We start from the raw sequence: 14,647 nt of genomic DNA, 5'->3' as shown, positions 1-14,647 counted from the left end.
GGACGCGCGATCCGGGCCGCGCGCCCCTGCAGAGCGGATGGAGCGGCGCCAGGGGTCAGCCCCGGCGCGGCGTTTCAGCGGGGGAAGATTTCCTTGAAGAAGCCCTGCATGTCGGCCCAGGAGTTCTCGTCGGCCACCTTGCTGTAGGCCAGGTCCGGGCCTTTCTCGCTGCCGTGGCCGGCGTGGCTGAGGCGGTCGGCATCGGGGTTGGTGAAGCCGTGCTTGGCCTTGGGCTGGAGGACGAAGCGGTAGTTGGCCTCGGCGGCGTCCATCTCGTCCTTGAAGGCGGCGACGTCGGCCTTGGTGACCATGCTGTCGAGCCCGCCGTGCTCCACCAGGATGCGCGCCTTGACGCTGCCCTTGGTGGCGGGGGTGGCGGTGGCGAGGGCGCCGTGGAAGCTCACCACGCCGGCCAGCGGGACGCCCTGGCGGGCCATGTCCAGCACCACCTTGCCGCCGAAGCAGTAGCCGATGGCGGCCAGGCGGCTGTTGTCGGTCAGGGGCTGCTGCTTGAGCAGGTCGAGGCCGGCGAGGAAGCGCGCCTTGGCGGCGGGGGCGTCCTTGAGGGCGGCCTGCATGAAGGCGGCGGCGTCGGCCGGGTGCTCGGTGTTCTTGCCCTCGCCGTACATGTCGATGGCCAGGGCGCTGTAGCCCAGCTTGGCGAGGTCGCGGGCACGGCGCTTGGCGTAGTCGTTCAGGCCCCACCACTCATGCACCACCACCACGCCCGGGCGCTTGCCCTCGATGGCGTCGTCGTAGGCGTAGTAGCCCACCAGGGCGGTCCCGTCGGCGGCCTTGTAGTGGAGCTCCTTGGTCTTGACCTCGGCCTGGGCGATGCCCGCGAAGGCCAACAGAGCGAACAACAACGACAATCTGGGCATTTCGATTCCTCTCCGGGTTCAGCGAAGCTGGGCAGCGTGCAAGTGTCGCGGTTTTTCCGGGCTTTCGCCAACCGCCATTGCCAGGTGAAATAGCGCTCCCCCATGCCTTGCCGAGGTTGCCATGCGTCGTTCGTCGGTCCTTCTGCTGTTCGCCCTCGCCTGCCCCTGGGCCCTGGCCGATGGGCCACGGGCGGGGAGCCTGGAACTGGGACCAGCCTGGAGCCGGGCCTCGACCTGGGACGCCACGGCGCGGGAGGTCTACCTGGACATCCACGACCGGGGCGGCGATGGCGACCGGCTGAGCGGTGCCAGCTCGCCCCTGGCCTGGCGGGTGGACCTGCAGACCACGGTGCGCATCGGCGAGGCCCGCCGGGTGATGACCCTGGTGTCGTTCGGCATCCCCGCCGGGGGCACGCTGGCGCTCAAGCCGGACGGCAGCCACCTGACACTGGTGGGGCTGCGCCAGCCGGTGACGCCCGGCCAGCGCATCCCGCTCGTCCTGCGCTTCGAGAAGGCCGGCGAGGTGCGCGTGGAGGCGACGGCGCAGTGACGGCTCAGGCGAGGTAGCGGCCGATCTCGATCAGGTTGTCGTCCGGGTCGCGAACGTACACCGACTCGATGGGCCCGAGGGCGCCGGTGCGGCGCACCGGCCCCTCCTCCACCGCCACGCCTTCGGCGGCCAGGTGGGCCCGCAGGCGATCCAGGGGCCAGGTGGTGACCAGGCACAGGTCGATGGCCCCCGGCAGCGGGTGCGCGGCCTTGGGCTCGAACTCCCGTCCGGCCTGGTGCAGGTTGAGCTTCTGCTGGCCGAAGGCCAGGGCGCTGCGGCCCTCGCCGAACACCTCGTGACGCATGCCCAGCACGCGCTGGTAGAAATCCACGGTGCGGGGGATGTCGGCGACGGTGAGGACCAGGTGATCGATGCGTTCCAGCATGGCTCAGTGCCTGTCGAGGAGGTGGAAACGGGGTAGCGAGAGCCCCCAGCGGATGGCGGCCAGGCGGGTGCCGAGCACCACGGCCATGGCGATGCCGGTGTCGAGCCAGCGCGGCAGCCCGACGGCCAGCAGCCCGATGAACACCAGGGAGCCGGCGATGCAGGCGATGGCGTAGATCTCCTTCTGGAAGATCAGCGGGATCTCGTTGCAGATCACGTCGCGCATCACGCCGCCGGCGACGCCGGTGATGACGCCCATGATCACCGCCGTGCTCAGGGGCACCTGGTGCTGCAGGGCGACCTCGGTGCCGTAGACGGTGAACACGGCCAGGCCGAAGGCATCGGCCACCAGCAACCCGGTCTCGTGGATGGGCCGGGTGAGGCGGACCCAGAGCACGGTGCCCACGGCGGCCAGGGAGGCGACGAGGATGTAGGTGTCGTCACGGATCCAGCTGACCGGGTGGTTGCCGAGAATGACGTCGCGCAGGGTGCCGCCGCCCAGGGCGGTGATGATGGCGATCACCAGCACGCCGAACAGGTCCATGGACTTGCGCCCGGCCATGAGCGCGCCGGTGATGGCGAAGACGGCGACGCCGAAGAGGTCGGACAGGTAGAAGAGCTGCTCCATGGACCGATCAGTTCCCCACCGGGGTGCGCATGGTGACGAATTCCTCGGCGGCGGTCGGGTGCACGCCGATGGTCTCGTCGAAGATGCGCTTGGTGGCGCCGGCCTTGAGCGCCACGGCCAGGCCCTGGATGATCTCGCCCGCCTCGGGGCCGACCATGTGGCAGCCGAGCACGCGGTCGCTCTCGGCGTCCACCACCAGCTTCATCAGGGTGCGCTCCTGGTTGTCGGTGAGGGTCAGTTTCATGGCGCGGAAGCGGCTCTCGAACACCTTGACCTTGTGCCCACGGCCACGTGCCTGCTCTTCGGTCAGGCCGACGGTGCCGATGTTGGGCAGGCTGAAGACGGCGGTGGGGATGTTGTCGTAGTCCACCGGCTGGTACTCGGCCGGGCGGAACAGGCGGCGGGCAACGGCCATGCCTTCGGCCAGGGCCACCGGGGTGAGCTGCACGCGACCGATGACGTCGCCCAGGGCGAGGATCGAGGGTTCGGTGGTGCGGTACTCGTCGTCCACCTTGATGAAGCCGCGCTCGTCCAGCTCGACGCCGGTGTTCTCCAGGCCGAGGTTGTCCAGCATCGGTCGCCGACCGGTGGCATAGAACACGCAGTCGGTCTCCAGGCTGCGGCCATCCTTGAGGGTGGCGAGCAGGCTGCCATCGGCCTGCTTCTCGATGCGGGTGATGTCGGCGTTGAACTGCAGGTCGAGGCCCTTGCGGGTCAGCTCGTCACGCAGGTGGGTGCGCACGGCGCCGTCGAAGCCACGCAGGAACAGGTCCTGGCGATAGAGCAGCGAGGTCTTGGCGCCCAGGCCGTGGAAGATCGAGGCGAATTCGACGGCGATGTAGCCGCCGCCCACCACCAGCACGCGCTTGGGCAGTTCGCGCAGGTGGAAGGCTTCGTTGGAGGTGACGGCATGCTCGCGGCCGGGAATGTCCGGCACCTGGGGCCAGCCACCGGTGGCGATGAGCAGGTGCTGGGCCGTGAAGCGCTGCTCACCGACCGCCACGGTGTGGGCGTCGAGGATGCGCGCATGGCCTTCCAGCAGGGTGACGCCGGCGTTGACCAGGAGGTTGCGGTAGATGCCGTTGAGGCGGTGGATTTCCTTGTCCTTGTTGGCGATCAGGGTCGCCCAGTCGAACCCGGGCTCGCCGACGGACCAGCCGTAGCCGCGCGCCTGCTCGAAGTCTTCGGCGTAGTGGGCGCCGTACACCAGCATCTTCTTCGGCACGCAGCCGACGTTGACGCAGGTGCCGCCCAGGTAGCGGCTTTCCGCTACCGCGACGCGGGCACCGAAACCGGCGGCGAAGCGAGAGGCACGTACGCCGGCGGAACCGGCGCCTATGACGAAGAGGTCGAAATCGTAGGCCATGGCAGGGGGTCTCCAGAAACAGGCGGCCAGCATACCTGAACCCGTGCCCCTGACCAGTTGCCGCGCCTATCCTTGAGCCTGGTACGCCGAAGGAGGAGCACCATGCGCCCTACCCTCACCCACCTTGCCCTGCACGTGCCCGAGCTGGAGCCGTGCATCGCCTTCTACGAACGCTATTGCGGCATGCGGGTGATCCACTCGCGCGCCGGCAAGGGCTCGCGTATCGTCTGGATGGCGGAGCCGGGCCAGGAGCACCGTTTCATCTTCGTGATCATGCCCGGCGGGCTCCCGCGTGACCTGGCCGCCGACGACTACAGCCACTTCGGCTTCGCCCTGGAAAGCCGCGAGGCGGTGGATGCCCTGGTCGCCCGCGCGGCGGCCGAAGGCTGCCTGGTGTGGGCACCCCGGGACGAGCCATTTCCGGTGGGCTACTACTGCGGCCTGCGGGACCCGGCGGGCAACTATGTGGAGTTCAGCTACGGGCAGCCACTGGGGCCGGGCTCGGAGGGGATGGTGATTCCCTGAGACAGGCTTCCCGGGCTGAAGCCCGGGCTACGTGGAGAGCGGATACGACAAGGCCGCCCGGAGGCGGCCTTGGGTGACGCGGTGGAGCCTATCAGTAGGCCTTGCCGGTCTTGTAGAGGTTCTCGAAGCAGTAGTTGGTCGCGTCGATGTAGCCTTCGGCGCCACCGCAGTCGAAACGCTTGCCCTTGAACTTGTACGCCAGCACGCAGCCGTCCTGAGCCTGCTTCATCAGGGCGTCGGTGATCTGGATTTCGCCGCCTTTGCCCGGCTCGGTCTCTTCGATCAGCTTGAAGATGTCCGGGGTCAGGATGTAGCGGCCGATGATCGCCAGGTTGGACGGAGCGTCTTCCGGCTTGGGCTTCTCGACCATGCTGTTCACGCGGTAGATGTCGTCGCGGATCATCTCGCCGGCGATCACGCCGTACTTGGAGGTTTCCTCCGGCGGCACTTCCTGGATGGCAACGATGGAGCAGCGGAACTGGTTGTATAGCTTGACCATCTGGGTCAGCACGCCGTCGCCGTCGAGGTTCAGGCACAGGTCGTCCGCCAGCACCACGGCGAAAGGCTCGTCGCCGATCAGCGGACGGCCGCTGAGGATGGCGTGGCCCAGGCCCTTCATTTCCACCTGGCGGGTGTAGGAGAAGCTGCACTGGTCGATCAGGCGGCGGATGCCGACCAGGTACTTCTCCTTGTCGGTGCCCTTGATCTGGTGTTCCAGCTCGTAGCTGATGTCGAAGTGGTCTTCCAGGGCGCGCTTGCCACGGCCGGTGACGATGGAGATCTCGCTGAGACCGGCGTCCAGCGCCTCTTCAACCCCGTACTGGATCAGCGGCTTGTTCACCACCGGCAGCATTTCCTTGGGCATGGCCTTGGTGGCGGGCAGAAAACGGGTACCGTAACCAGCGGCCGGGAACAGGCATTTCTTGATCATGTTGAACCTTGAATAAGGTGGGTGTGGGCTGAATGCGGCGAAGTCTAATCACGCCGCTGTCGCCTTACAATGCCCCGCAGGTGGGCGTCCGACGCCGCGATAGAGGAATCCCAGGTCGGCCAGTTGCAACGGGTCGTAGAGATTCCTGCCATCGAAGATGACCGGCACCTTCATCAGACCGCGAATCCGCTCGAAGTTCGGTTGGCGGAACTGCTTCCATTCGGTCACCAGCACCAGGGCTTCGGCCTGTTCCACCGCCTGGTAGGGGGACTCGCCCAGCCACAGCCGGCCGCTGGCGAGGGCGTCCGGGTAGCGGGCTGCGACGGCCTCCCGCGACGCTGGGTCGCAGCCGCGCACGAGGGCGCCGGCGGCCAGCAGGGCGTCTATCAGCACCAGGCTGGGCGCTTCGCGGATGTCATCGGTGCCCGGCTTGAAGGACAGCCCCCACACCGCCACCACCCGCCCGTGCAGGCGCCCTTCGAAATGCGCCACCAGCGCCTGGAACAGCAGGGCCTTCTGCTCGGCATTGCGCGCCTCCACGGCCCGCAGGATGCCGGGGTCGATCCCCTCCTGTTCGGCGCAGCGGATCAGCGCTCGCACGTCCTTGGGGAAACACGAGCCGCCGTAGCCGCAACCGGCATAGAGGAAGTGCGTGCCGATGCGCCGGTCACTGCCCACGCCGCGCCGCACCTCCTCGATGTCGACGCCCAGGCGGGCACAGAGCCCGGCCATCTCGTTCATGAAGGAGATGCGCGTGGCGAGGAAGGCGTTGGCGGCGTACTTGGTGAACTCGGCAGCGCGGGTGCCCATGCAGAGGATGCGGTCGTGGTTGCGCGAGAACGGCGCGTAGAGGCGCCGCAGCAGTTCGCGGGCCGCCGGGTCGTCGGTGCCGATGACGATGCGATCGGGGCGCATGAAGTCATCGAGGGCAGCCCCCTCCTTGAGGAACTCGGGGTTGCTCGCCACCTGGATGCGAAAGGCCTTGCCCCGGGCGGCGAGTCGCCCGTTGATGCACGCGGCGACCCGCTCGGCGGTGCCGACGGGCACGGTGGACTTGTCCACCACCAGGCACGGGCGCTGCAGCACCCGCCCCAGTTCGTCCGCCACCGCGAGCACATGGCTCAGGTCGGCGGAGCCGTCCTCGCCGCTGGGGGTGCCCACGGCGATGAAGGCGACGTCTGCCTGCTCCAGCCCCTCGGCCAGGCGCGCGGTGAAGTCCAGCTGCCCGCTCTCCAGGTGCTGCGCCAGCAGGGGCGCCAGGCCCGGTTCATGGATCGGTGACTCGCCCCGACGCAATTGCGCCAGGCGCGCCGGGTCGCGCTCGACACAGCGCACCCGGTTGCCCATTTCAGCAAAGCACGCCGCCGTCACCAGCCCCACATAGCCCGCCCCGATCACGCATATCCGCATGGCTGCACCTCCGCTGTCGTTGCAGGGATTGCAACGGACTCCGGTGGCAGGGGCGTGACAGCGAGGTGACGGCGAGGTTATCCGGAGCCGCCCTCGTCGACGGGCTGCAGCTCGACTTCGACCAGGCCTTCCACCGGCTCTTCCGGTGGGCCGCCACCGAAGTCGCCCAAGGCTTGCCAGTGCTCGTCGAGGCCGGCGCTGATGGCGGCGAGGTGGTCGATCATGCGGCGTCCGGCCTGGCGCGCTGCGTCATCCTCGCTGCGCATCAGTTCGAAGGACATTTCGGTCATGGCGGCCGACAGGTGGGTGAGGCTGCGGGTGGTGAGGCCGAGCAGGCGGATCAGATGCTGTTCACGGGTGTCCATTCCACGTCTCCTGGTTCCTTCAGGCAGTCTCAGGCTAGACCATCCGCTGCCGTGCACCGTTCGACCGTGCGTCGCCTGGCGGGGTTCACCGGGTGGAACTTGATCGGGCCAGCGCAGGTCAGGTGTTCAAGCCCGCTGTCGCCGCGAACTGCCGCAGCGACCCTCGCAACCGATTCCCGTCAGGAGAGCCTGATATGCAGCTCCTCATCCGTTCCGTCGGCGAACGTTTCGTCATCGAAGGCGGCATCACCCTGGAGGTGATCAGCATCCACGGCCACCAGGTGAAGTTCGGCATCGTCGCGCCCAAGAATGTCGCCGTGCACCGCAAGGAGGTGTATGAGCGCATCCAGGCCGGCGTGCCCCATCCGCGCAAGATGACGGCCTGAGCGCCGTTCAGCGGGGCATGTAGCCCCGCTGCCAGGGACGCGGCACCCACAACGAGGCAATGGCCAGCAGTGCCGCGAGCCCGGCGCTGAAGGTGAGCGCCAACAGACCCATGCGGAACTCCAGGAATGCGCCCAGCACAGCGCCCGCCAGCATCCCGCCCCAGGGCACCAGCTGGACCCGCCACCCTTCCCGCCGCTCGCCCAGCAGCCAGCGGCCGAGCCCCCGACCGAAACGCGACAAGGCGCCCGTGACGTAGGTGAGCCCGATGGGCAGGCCGTTCACCTGCTCGACCACGGCGTTGAGCATGCCCATGGCCAGGATCGACAGCACCACCGCCGGCACTCGCCAGGCAAAGGGCCAGAGGGCGGCAATGGCCAGGAGCGTGGCGATCACCGCCAGCAGCGGCGCGGCGCGGCGACCGGAAAAACGCGCGACCACGACCCCGAACGCGTTGCCCAGCACGAAGCAGAGCACCGCCAGGGCCAGGCGCCCGAAGGCGGCGAGGTGCCCCTCGCTCAGGGACACGGCCATCCGCGTGGTGTTGCCGCTCATGAAGGAGACGAAGTCGCCGGTGGCGAGAAAGCCGATGGCGTCGGTCATCCCTGCCAGTACGGAAAGCCCGGCCACCAGGCCCAGCCCGACACGTCCACGCACCTTGCGCAAGTGAAAGCGCCGCGCGCTGCCACGGGGGATCGGGGATGGAAGCATGGGGGCACCTCACTGCTCAGTGCGACGGCCGGGACTGCCTGGCCGCGGAACGGGAGGTCGAATTGTCCGCTGCCCGCCGTGGCCGTCAAGTCCGGGGGGCCGGGTGCCCTCCGGCGGCAGCCCGGCGGGCACGCCGCATCGCACGCCGCGCCCGGGGGAAATACCCCCATTCCCGGGGCAGCACGGGCCAGGCCAGCCGCAGGACGCCGGCAAGCAACCGCAACCGGCGCTGGTCCCATTCCGTCCACCGCAGCCCCAGGCGTTCCCGCAGCACAGGCGGCAAGGTGCCCCGCGCCACCCAGCGCACGCCACCCACCAGCAGGGGTTGCAGGCACCACCACAACGGGCCGCGCATCCAGGGATAGGGCGCGGGCAAGCGCCCGGTCGAGCCGAAGTACCAGGTGGTGATCTCCGTCGCCTGCAGGCGCTGTTCGAGCATCTGCTGCCAGTACACCCGGAATGCCGCGTAGTTCGCCGGCACCTCCCCCATCGGCAGGCCGTAGAGGGCGTACCAGTGGACGGACTCCTGGTAGAGGCGCTCGCATTGCTGTTCGTCCAGGGGCGTGCCGAGCCATTCCTGCAAGGCGATCTGCGCTTCGAAGAAGGTGGCGTGGGCCCAGTAGAACAGCTCGGGGCTGAGGGCGTGATAGGGGCGTCCCTGCCCGTCCCGGCCCTTGATATCACGGTGGAAGGCGCGCACCTGGCGCGCGGTACCGGCAGCCAGCTCACCGTCGTAGACCACGCCGAGGATGGGCGGGATGGAGCGCAGCAAGCGGTTCCAGGGGTTGGCGAACAGGTCGGAATGCTGGAGCACGCCGGCAGCCAGCCCCGGATGCATGTTCTGCAGGATGCCGGTGCGACCGATCAGCAGCAGGCCCCGCAGATCCCCGAAGTAGCGCCAGGTCAGGGAATCCGGCCCCAAGGGGCTCGGCTGGGCGGGTGGAACGGAGTCAGGTGCGTGCATGGAGGCGGCTCCGGCAGGTGCTTGGAAACGCCTTCACGCTAATGCGACTATCCGCTCGCATTCAATTCGCGTCCGGAGCCCGCCATGCGCAAGCAGCCCCGTCAGCAACGCTCGCAACAGATGGTCGCCGACCTGGTGGAAGCCTGCGCCCGAGTCATCGCCCGCGAAGGCCTGCCACGCCTGAGCACCAACCTCATCGCCGCCGAGGCCGGGGTCAGCGTCGGTTCGCTCTATCAGTACTTCGACTGCAAGGAGGCGCTGGTCGAGGCGCTGCTCGACCGGATGAGCCAGGACCTGGTGGGCGTCATCCGCGACAACGCCTCGGCCCTGCTGGCGGACGACGTTCACGCTGCGGTGGAACGGCTGCTGCAGGCGGTATTCGCATTCCTCGACCGCAACGCCAGCCTGCACTTGGAACTCGCACGGCACTGGCAGGACCTGCGCACGCTGAGGGTGGTCGACGAGATGGAACAGCACCTGTTCGATTTCTGCCGCCTCTACCTATTGCGCCACCTGCGGGAAATCCCCATCGAGAACCCGCTGCCCACCTTGTACGTGGTCATCAACAGCGCGCTGATGACCATCATCCGCTTCATGAGCCACCCTCACCCACCGCTCACCCGCGCTGAACTGATCGGGGCGTTGAGCGACATGTTCGCGGCCTATGTGAAGAGCCTGGGTGAAGCGGAGTGAGCGCGCGAGCTGCGCGTCAAACCAGGAACAGGCCGACCTGATTGACGACAAACCCCAGAAAGAAGCCAAGGAACCCGGCGGAGAACAGCCTGGACTCCCGACGCCACTTGCGCCGCCGACTCACGACGCCGAGCGCCACGACTCCGGCGGCGGCACCCGGCAGCGACAGCAGGTGAGCAATCCCCAACAGGCCACTACTCCTGACGTCGGGATGCGAGTTGACCCAGACATAGACTGCAAGGCTGAGCCCTGCAGCCAGAACGGCGCCGCCGGCGAAAAATGGCCTGGGATTGGCCAGCACTGCCGTGACGAACGCACCCCCAATGACCGCCAAGTAATACCAGAGGCCGATGAACAGTACGTCGCCCCTGATGTCGATCAGCGCTGCGAACACGGCCACAAAGATCACGCCGATGGCGATATCCAGACTTCGTGCCTTGATGAAATCCCGCATGACTCACATCCCTGTCGTGTATCGGAAGGCCGGGAGTATAAGCACAGGGCCTTTTCACATCAGAGGGGCATCAAGAAGTGCGGACCGCTCCCCAAATTGCGGAGCCAGAAACAACAAGGGCCTGCCCGAAAGAATCGTGCAAGCCCTTGATTTATATGGTGCCCGAAGCCGGGGTCGAACCGGCACGCTGTTGCCAGCGAGGGATTTTAAGTCCCTTGCGTCTACCGATTTCGCCATTCGGGCGGTAGCGCTCAATGCAATACGGAGCCAAGCCCCGTTTTTTGCGAGGGCAGGAATATATACACCCCCTCCCCCGCACGCAAGCATTCGCAAGTCCATGACCGGACAGCAAAAAAGCCCAGCCACAATGAGAACGCCAACACGCTGCGGAAATGAAAAAGCCCCGTAGACGTGAATCTACGGGGCTTCTCATATGGAGGCCGAAGTCGGAATCGAACCGGCGTACACGGATTTGCAATCCGCTGCATGACCACTCTGCCATCCGGCCTTAAATGAAGACGCCGCTTTGAGGCGGCGTCTTCATGACAATCTGGAGCGGGAAACGAGACTCGAACTCGCGACCCCGACCTTGGCAAGGTCGTGCTCTACCAACTGAGCTATTCCCGCTTTGTCTTGGTGACGGGCGCCATTCTATAGGATCGTTAGCAGCCGTCAACCCCTTGATTCAAAAAAGTTTATTTATCTTTCGGCTCGGTGCTCAGGTGCGGCCAGGCGGCCAGCAGGTAATGCAGCATCGACCACAGCGTCAGCGCGGCGGCGATGATCAGCAGCAGGAAGCCGAGCACCACCCAGAAGCTCACCACCGGCGGATTGGCCAGCAGGATGACCAGCGCCAGCATCTGCGCCGCCGTCTTCCACTTGCCGAGGTTGGAGACCGCGACCTGGGCACGCGCGCCCAGCTCCGCCATCCATTCCCGCAGCGCCGAGACCACGATCTCGCGACCGATGATGATGGCCGCCGGCAAGGTCAGCCACAGCGTGTGGTGTTCCTCGACCAGCAGCACCAGCGCCACCGCCACCATCAGCTTGTCCGCCACCGGGTCGAGGAAGGCCCCGAACGGGGTGCTCTGCTCCCAGCGACGCGCCAGGTAGCCATCGAACCAGTCGGTGACCGCCGCGATGGCGAACACCGCGCTTGCGGCCATGTGGCTCCCCGAAAACGGAAGATAGAACAGCAGGATGAAGACGGGAATCAGCAGAACACGCAGAACGGTGAGCAGGTTTGGAATATTCATCGTCACAGCAAGACCGAAAAAGAGGGGGCATTCTACTCGCTGTGCAGGGCCGCATAAATCGACTCGGCGAGCTTTTTGCTGATGCCAGGCGCCTTGGCGATCTCCTCGATACTGGCGCGGCTCAATTCCTGCAACCCACCGAAATGCTTGAGCAGCTCGCGCCGACGCTTCGGCCCTACTCCCGCCACCTCTTCCAGGCTGGAGGTCCGACGGGCCTTGCCGCGTCGTGCACGGTGGCCGGTGATGGCAAAGCGGTGTGCCTCGTCGCGAATCTGCTGGATCAGGTGCAGCGCAGGCGCGTCGGCCGGCAGGGTGAACTCGTTCTCCGGGCCATTGAGGTAAAGCGTCTCGAAGCCCGGCTTGCGGGTCACGCCCTTGGCCACGCCGAGCAGGATGAGTTCCGGCACTGCCAGCTCCTGCAACACCTCCCGCGCCATGGCCAGCTGGCCTTTGCCGCCGTCCACCAGCAGCACGTCCGGCAACTTGCCCTCTCCATCCTTCAACTTGCTGAAGCGTCGGGTCAGCGCCTGGTGCATCGCCGCATAGTCGTCGCCGGCGGTCACGCCCTCGATGTTGTAGCGGCGGTAGTCGGACTTGAGCGCCCCTTCCGGGCCAAACACCACGCAGGACGCCACGGTCGCCTCACCGCTGGAATGGCTGATGTCGTAGCACTCCAGCCGCTGCGGCGGCTCGGCCAGGCCGAGCACCTCGCCGAGCGCTTCGAACTTGTCCGCCATGTGCTGGCGGTTGGCCAAGCGCGCTGCAAGGGCCTGCTCGGCGTTGGTGACTGCCAGTTGCTGCCAGCGAGCGCGGTTGGTCCGTACCCGGTGGCTGATGCTGAGTTCACGCCCACGCGACTCGGCAATGGCTTCGATCAGCGTCGGGAAATCCTCGTGGACGGTATTGACGATCAGCTCCTGCGGCAGATCGCGTTCATGGCTGCCCAGGTAGTACTGCGCAATGAAGGCCACCAGCACGTCCCCCACCTCTTCCTCGATCGCCACCTGGGGGAAGAAATTCTTGCTGCCCAGCACGCGCCCACCCCGGACACTGATGAGGTGCACACAGGCCCCACCCGGGTTGACGATGGCGGCAACCACATCGACGTCGCCAGTGCCCCCCTCGATGCTCTGCTGGTCCTGCACGCGCCGCAGCATCGACACCTGGTCGCGCAACTCGGCAGCCCGCTCGAACTCCAGGTTCATCGCCGCCTGCTCCATGCTGCTGGTCAGCTCGGCCGCCAGGGCATTGCTCCGCCCTTCCAGGAACATCACGGAGTGGCGCACGTCCTCGGCGTACTCGTTCGCCTCCACCAGGCCGACACACGGCCCCTTGCAGCGCTTGATCTGGTATTGCAGGCATGGCCGGGTGCGGTTGCGGAAGTAGCTGTCCTCGCACTGGCGCACGAGGAACGCCTTCTGCAGCAGGTTCAGGCTTTCACGGATGGCCCCCGCACTGGGGTAAGGCCCGAAGTAGCGCCCCTTCTGCTTCTTCGCCCCGCGATGGATGCTCAGCCGCGGGAACTCGCCATCGGAGAGGTGCACATATGGATAGGACTTATCGTCCCGCAGCAGGATGTTGTAAGGCGGCCGCCATTCCTTGATGAGCGTCTGCTCCAGCAGCAGCGCTTCCGTCTCGTTGGCGGTGATGGTGGTCTCGACCTGCGCGATGCGGGCCACCAGGGCAGCCGTCTTGGGCGCCAGACCGGTCTTGCGGAAGTAGCTGGCGAGGCGCTTCTTGAGGTTCTTGGCCTTGCCGACATAAAGCAGCTTGCCGCCCTCGTCGAACATCCGGTAAACCCCCGGACGCCCACTGCAGGCGGCAAGAAAATCACTTGCATCGAATGTGGGTTGCATCAGCTGACGGCGTCCACCATGCCGTGGCGAACCGCCAGCAGAGCCAGCTCGACATCGCTGGAGATGGAGAGCTTGTCGAAGATCCGGTAGCGGTACGTGTTCACCGTCTTCGGCGACAGGCACAGCTTGTCGGAAATGGTCTGGACCTTCTGGCAGTTGGCGATCATCAGCGCGATCTGGATTTCCCGCTCCGACAACAGGTCGAACGGCGAACCACTCGTCTGCGGCTGGAAGGACTTCAGCGCCAACTGCTGGGCGATCTGCGGACAGATATAGCGCTGCCCGGCGAAGACCTGGCGAATCGCCTGGACCATCTCTTCAAGCGCAGCGCCCTTGGTGAGGTAGCCCGCCGCACCGGCCTGCAGCAGCCGGGTCGGAAACGGATCCTCTTCGCACACCGTCACCGCCACCACCTTCAGATCGGGGTAGCTGCGCAGCAGCTTGCGGGTCGCTTCGAGACCGCCGATGCCGGGCATCTTCACATCCATCAGCACCACGTCGGGCTTGAGCTCGCGCGCCTTCTTCAGCGCTTCCTCGCCGCTCTCGGCCTGCCCCACCACCTGCAGCCCATCGATGTCCGAGAGCATGCGGCTGATGCCTGTTCTAACCAGATCGTGGTCATCGACCACCAGTACCCTAATCAAGCGACACCTCGCAGTGCACCGCCCGCCAAACTGGGGAGCGTCACATGGAAAGGCCGATACATTAGCAAGTCGGAGCGCTCAGACCTAGCGCGACCGCCACCGTCAAATCACAAGCGCCAGGAAAACATAAGCAGCAAGGACTGACAATCGAGTCCGCCTATCACCACCGGAGGAGTCCGCCGCAGCGGGCGTCCTCACCCAAGGGAAAATCGCCTCTGGAACTTCAGCGTAGGACGCCCTGACAGGGCGAGTCAGGCGCCTTGACGACCGGCTACGGGCAGACCGGAAACTGCCGAAGCGCCAGGTACAGAAATCGCCTATCGCAATGCCATCACGCTTTAGGAAATAAAGAGACCAACGGCGCCCCCAAAATCACGACCGCCGAAAAGCAGAGCAAAGCCACTGGAAGCGCAGCCACAAAAGAGCCAGCAGTGCCCAGCCGGCAAGCGTCAGCGCCGCACGGTACTGGTGGAGCCGCAGCCTGGAGAACGCCACCGAAAAGCCAGGACGCAGTAACTGAAAGGGCTGGAAGCACATCGAGAACTACGTCATCGACGCATGAAAGAAAACCCGCAACGCCCCGATAGACCCGAGCCACTGCCGATTGACACCCCCTTCCCCACGCCCTAACGTTGCCGCGCTGCC

17 protein-coding genes and 3 tRNA genes are annotated in these 14,647 nt (G+C 66.4%); 4 read left to right on the top strand and 16 right to left on the bottom strand.

Annotation, left to right across the window (positions count from 1 at the left end; all coding sequences use genetic code 11):
* Positions 1 to 74 precede the first annotated feature (74 nt).
* Entirely contained in the window at positions 75 to 881 is an 807-nt protein-coding gene (locus tag BM198_RS22735; RefSeq protein WP_074972635.1) for a dienelactone hydrolase family protein, read from the bottom strand.
* 121 nt (positions 882 to 1,002) lie between these two features.
* On the opposite strand from BM198_RS22735, the gene BM198_RS22730 reads away from it, so the two are divergent.
* The gene (locus tag BM198_RS22730) at positions 1,003 to 1,431 is read left to right on the top strand and encodes a copper chaperone PCu(A)C (RefSeq protein WP_074972633.1); all 429 of its coding nucleotides are present in this window, start codon (positions 1,003 to 1,005) and stop codon (positions 1,429 to 1,431) included.
* Between the two features lie 4 nt (positions 1,432 to 1,435).
* On the opposite strand, the gene BM198_RS22725 is transcribed toward BM198_RS22730, so the two are convergent.
* The 3 genes from BM198_RS22725 to gorA are packed head-to-tail and all read right to left on the bottom strand — an operon-like array spanning position 1,436 to position 3,809.
* Complete coding sequence (locus tag BM198_RS22725) at positions 1,436 to 1,816, bottom strand: VOC family protein (protein WP_074972631.1); 381 nt, start codon at positions 1,814 to 1,816, stop codon at positions 1,436 to 1,438.
* Positions 1,817 to 1,819: 3 nt separating this feature from the next.
* On the bottom strand, positions 1,820 to 2,443 hold the full coding sequence (locus BM198_RS22720; protein WP_044406412.1) for a trimeric intracellular cation channel family protein: 624 nt from the start codon (positions 2,441 to 2,443) through the stop codon (positions 1,820 to 1,822).
* Between the two features lie 7 nt (positions 2,444 to 2,450).
* The gene (gene gorA / locus BM198_RS22715) at positions 2,451 to 3,809 is read right to left on the bottom strand and encodes a glutathione-disulfide reductase (protein ID WP_074972629.1); all 1,359 of its coding nucleotides are present in this window, start codon (positions 3,807 to 3,809) and stop codon (positions 2,451 to 2,453) included.
* Between the two features lie 102 nt (positions 3,810 to 3,911).
* Between gorA and BM198_RS22710 the strand changes: the two genes are divergently transcribed.
* Positions 3,912 to 4,334 carry a VOC family protein gene (locus BM198_RS22710; protein ID WP_074972627.1) on the top strand — a complete coding sequence of 141 codons (423 nt, stop codon included), beginning with the start codon at positions 3,912 to 3,914 and terminating at the stop codon, positions 4,332 to 4,334.
* A gap of 91 nt (positions 4,335 to 4,425) precedes the next feature.
* Here the strand turns inward: BM198_RS22710 and galU are convergent, their stop codons facing one another.
* The 3 genes from galU to BM198_RS22695 form a co-directional block, all read right to left on the bottom strand.
* A complete protein-coding gene (gene galU / locus BM198_RS22705) occupies positions 4,426 to 5,265 on the bottom strand; it encodes a UTP--glucose-1-phosphate uridylyltransferase GalU (RefSeq protein ID WP_074972625.1) in 840 nt (279 codons plus the stop codon).
* Between the two features lie 48 nt (positions 5,266 to 5,313).
* On the bottom strand, positions 5,314 to 6,675 hold the full coding sequence (locus BM198_RS22700) for a UDP-glucose dehydrogenase family protein (protein ID WP_074972623.1): 1,362 nt from the start codon (positions 6,673 to 6,675) through the stop codon (positions 5,314 to 5,316).
* Positions 6,676 to 6,752: 77 nt separating this feature from the next.
* Positions 6,753 to 7,040 carry a hypothetical protein gene (locus BM198_RS22695; RefSeq protein ID WP_044406399.1) on the bottom strand — a complete coding sequence of 96 codons (288 nt, stop codon included), beginning with the start codon at positions 7,038 to 7,040 and terminating at the stop codon, positions 6,753 to 6,755.
* 194 nt (positions 7,041 to 7,234) lie between these two features.
* On the opposite strand from BM198_RS22695, the gene BM198_RS22690 reads away from it, so the two are divergent.
* Positions 7,235 to 7,426, top strand: a complete 192-nt coding sequence (locus BM198_RS22690) for a carbon storage regulator (protein WP_044406396.1) — start codon at positions 7,235 to 7,237, stop codon at positions 7,424 to 7,426.
* Between the two features lie 7 nt (positions 7,427 to 7,433).
* On the opposite strand, the gene BM198_RS22685 is transcribed toward BM198_RS22690, so the two are convergent.
* Positions 7,434 to 8,135: a YoaK family protein gene (locus tag BM198_RS22685; RefSeq protein ID WP_074972621.1), complete on the bottom strand. Its 702-nt coding sequence runs from the start codon at positions 8,133 to 8,135 to the stop codon at positions 7,434 to 7,436.
* Between the two features lie 85 nt (positions 8,136 to 8,220).
* Positions 8,221 to 9,099 (bottom strand): oxygenase MpaB family protein, encoded by an 879-nt coding sequence (locus BM198_RS22680; protein WP_083422460.1) that lies wholly within the window; start codon positions 9,097 to 9,099, stop codon positions 8,221 to 8,223.
* Positions 9,100 to 9,183: 84 nt separating this feature from the next.
* Between BM198_RS22680 and BM198_RS22675 the strand changes: the two genes are divergently transcribed.
* Positions 9,184 to 9,792 carry a TetR/AcrR family transcriptional regulator gene (locus tag BM198_RS22675; protein WP_074972617.1) on the top strand — a complete coding sequence of 203 codons (609 nt, stop codon included), beginning with the start codon at positions 9,184 to 9,186 and terminating at the stop codon, positions 9,790 to 9,792.
* Positions 9,793 to 9,808: 16 nt separating this feature from the next.
* On the opposite strand, the gene BM198_RS22670 is transcribed toward BM198_RS22675, so the two are convergent.
* The 7 genes from BM198_RS22670 to gacA form a co-directional block, all read right to left on the bottom strand.
* The gene (locus BM198_RS22670) at positions 9,809 to 10,246 is read right to left on the bottom strand and encodes a hypothetical protein (RefSeq protein ID WP_074972615.1); all 438 of its coding nucleotides are present in this window, start codon (positions 10,244 to 10,246) and stop codon (positions 9,809 to 9,811) included.
* A gap of 156 nt (positions 10,247 to 10,402) precedes the next feature.
* Positions 10,403 to 10,489 (bottom strand) — tRNA-Leu (locus tag BM198_RS22665).
* 191 nt (positions 10,490 to 10,680) lie between these two features.
* Positions 10,681 to 10,754 (bottom strand) — tRNA-Cys (locus BM198_RS22660).
* 43 nt (positions 10,755 to 10,797) lie between these two features.
* Positions 10,798 to 10,873, bottom strand: a tRNA-Gly gene (locus BM198_RS22655).
* Between the two features lie 68 nt (positions 10,874 to 10,941).
* Entirely contained in the window at positions 10,942 to 11,502 is a 561-nt protein-coding gene (gene pgsA, locus BM198_RS22650) for a CDP-diacylglycerol--glycerol-3-phosphate 3-phosphatidyltransferase (protein WP_044406387.1), read from the bottom strand.
* Positions 11,503 to 11,534: 32 nt separating this feature from the next.
* On the bottom strand, positions 11,535 to 13,358 hold the full coding sequence (uvrC, locus tag BM198_RS22645; protein ID WP_069561179.1) for an excinuclease ABC subunit UvrC: 1,824 nt from the start codon (positions 13,356 to 13,358) through the stop codon (positions 11,535 to 11,537).
* Positions 13,358 to 14,002 carry a response regulator transcription factor GacA gene (gene gacA / locus BM198_RS22640; RefSeq protein WP_044406381.1) on the bottom strand — a complete coding sequence of 215 codons (645 nt, stop codon included), beginning with the start codon at positions 14,000 to 14,002 and terminating at the stop codon, positions 13,358 to 13,360. Before gacA ends, uvrC begins: the two co-directional genes overlap by 1 nt.
* Positions 14,003 to 14,647: the final 645 nt, after the last annotated feature.

It is taken from the genome of Metapseudomonas otitidis (assembly GCF_900111835.1).
Lineage (GTDB): Bacteria > Pseudomonadota > Gammaproteobacteria > Pseudomonadales > Pseudomonadaceae > Metapseudomonas > Metapseudomonas otitidis.
The sequence above is the reverse complement of the archived record's forward strand: the minus strand, read 5'-3'. Positions and strand labels throughout refer to the sequence as shown.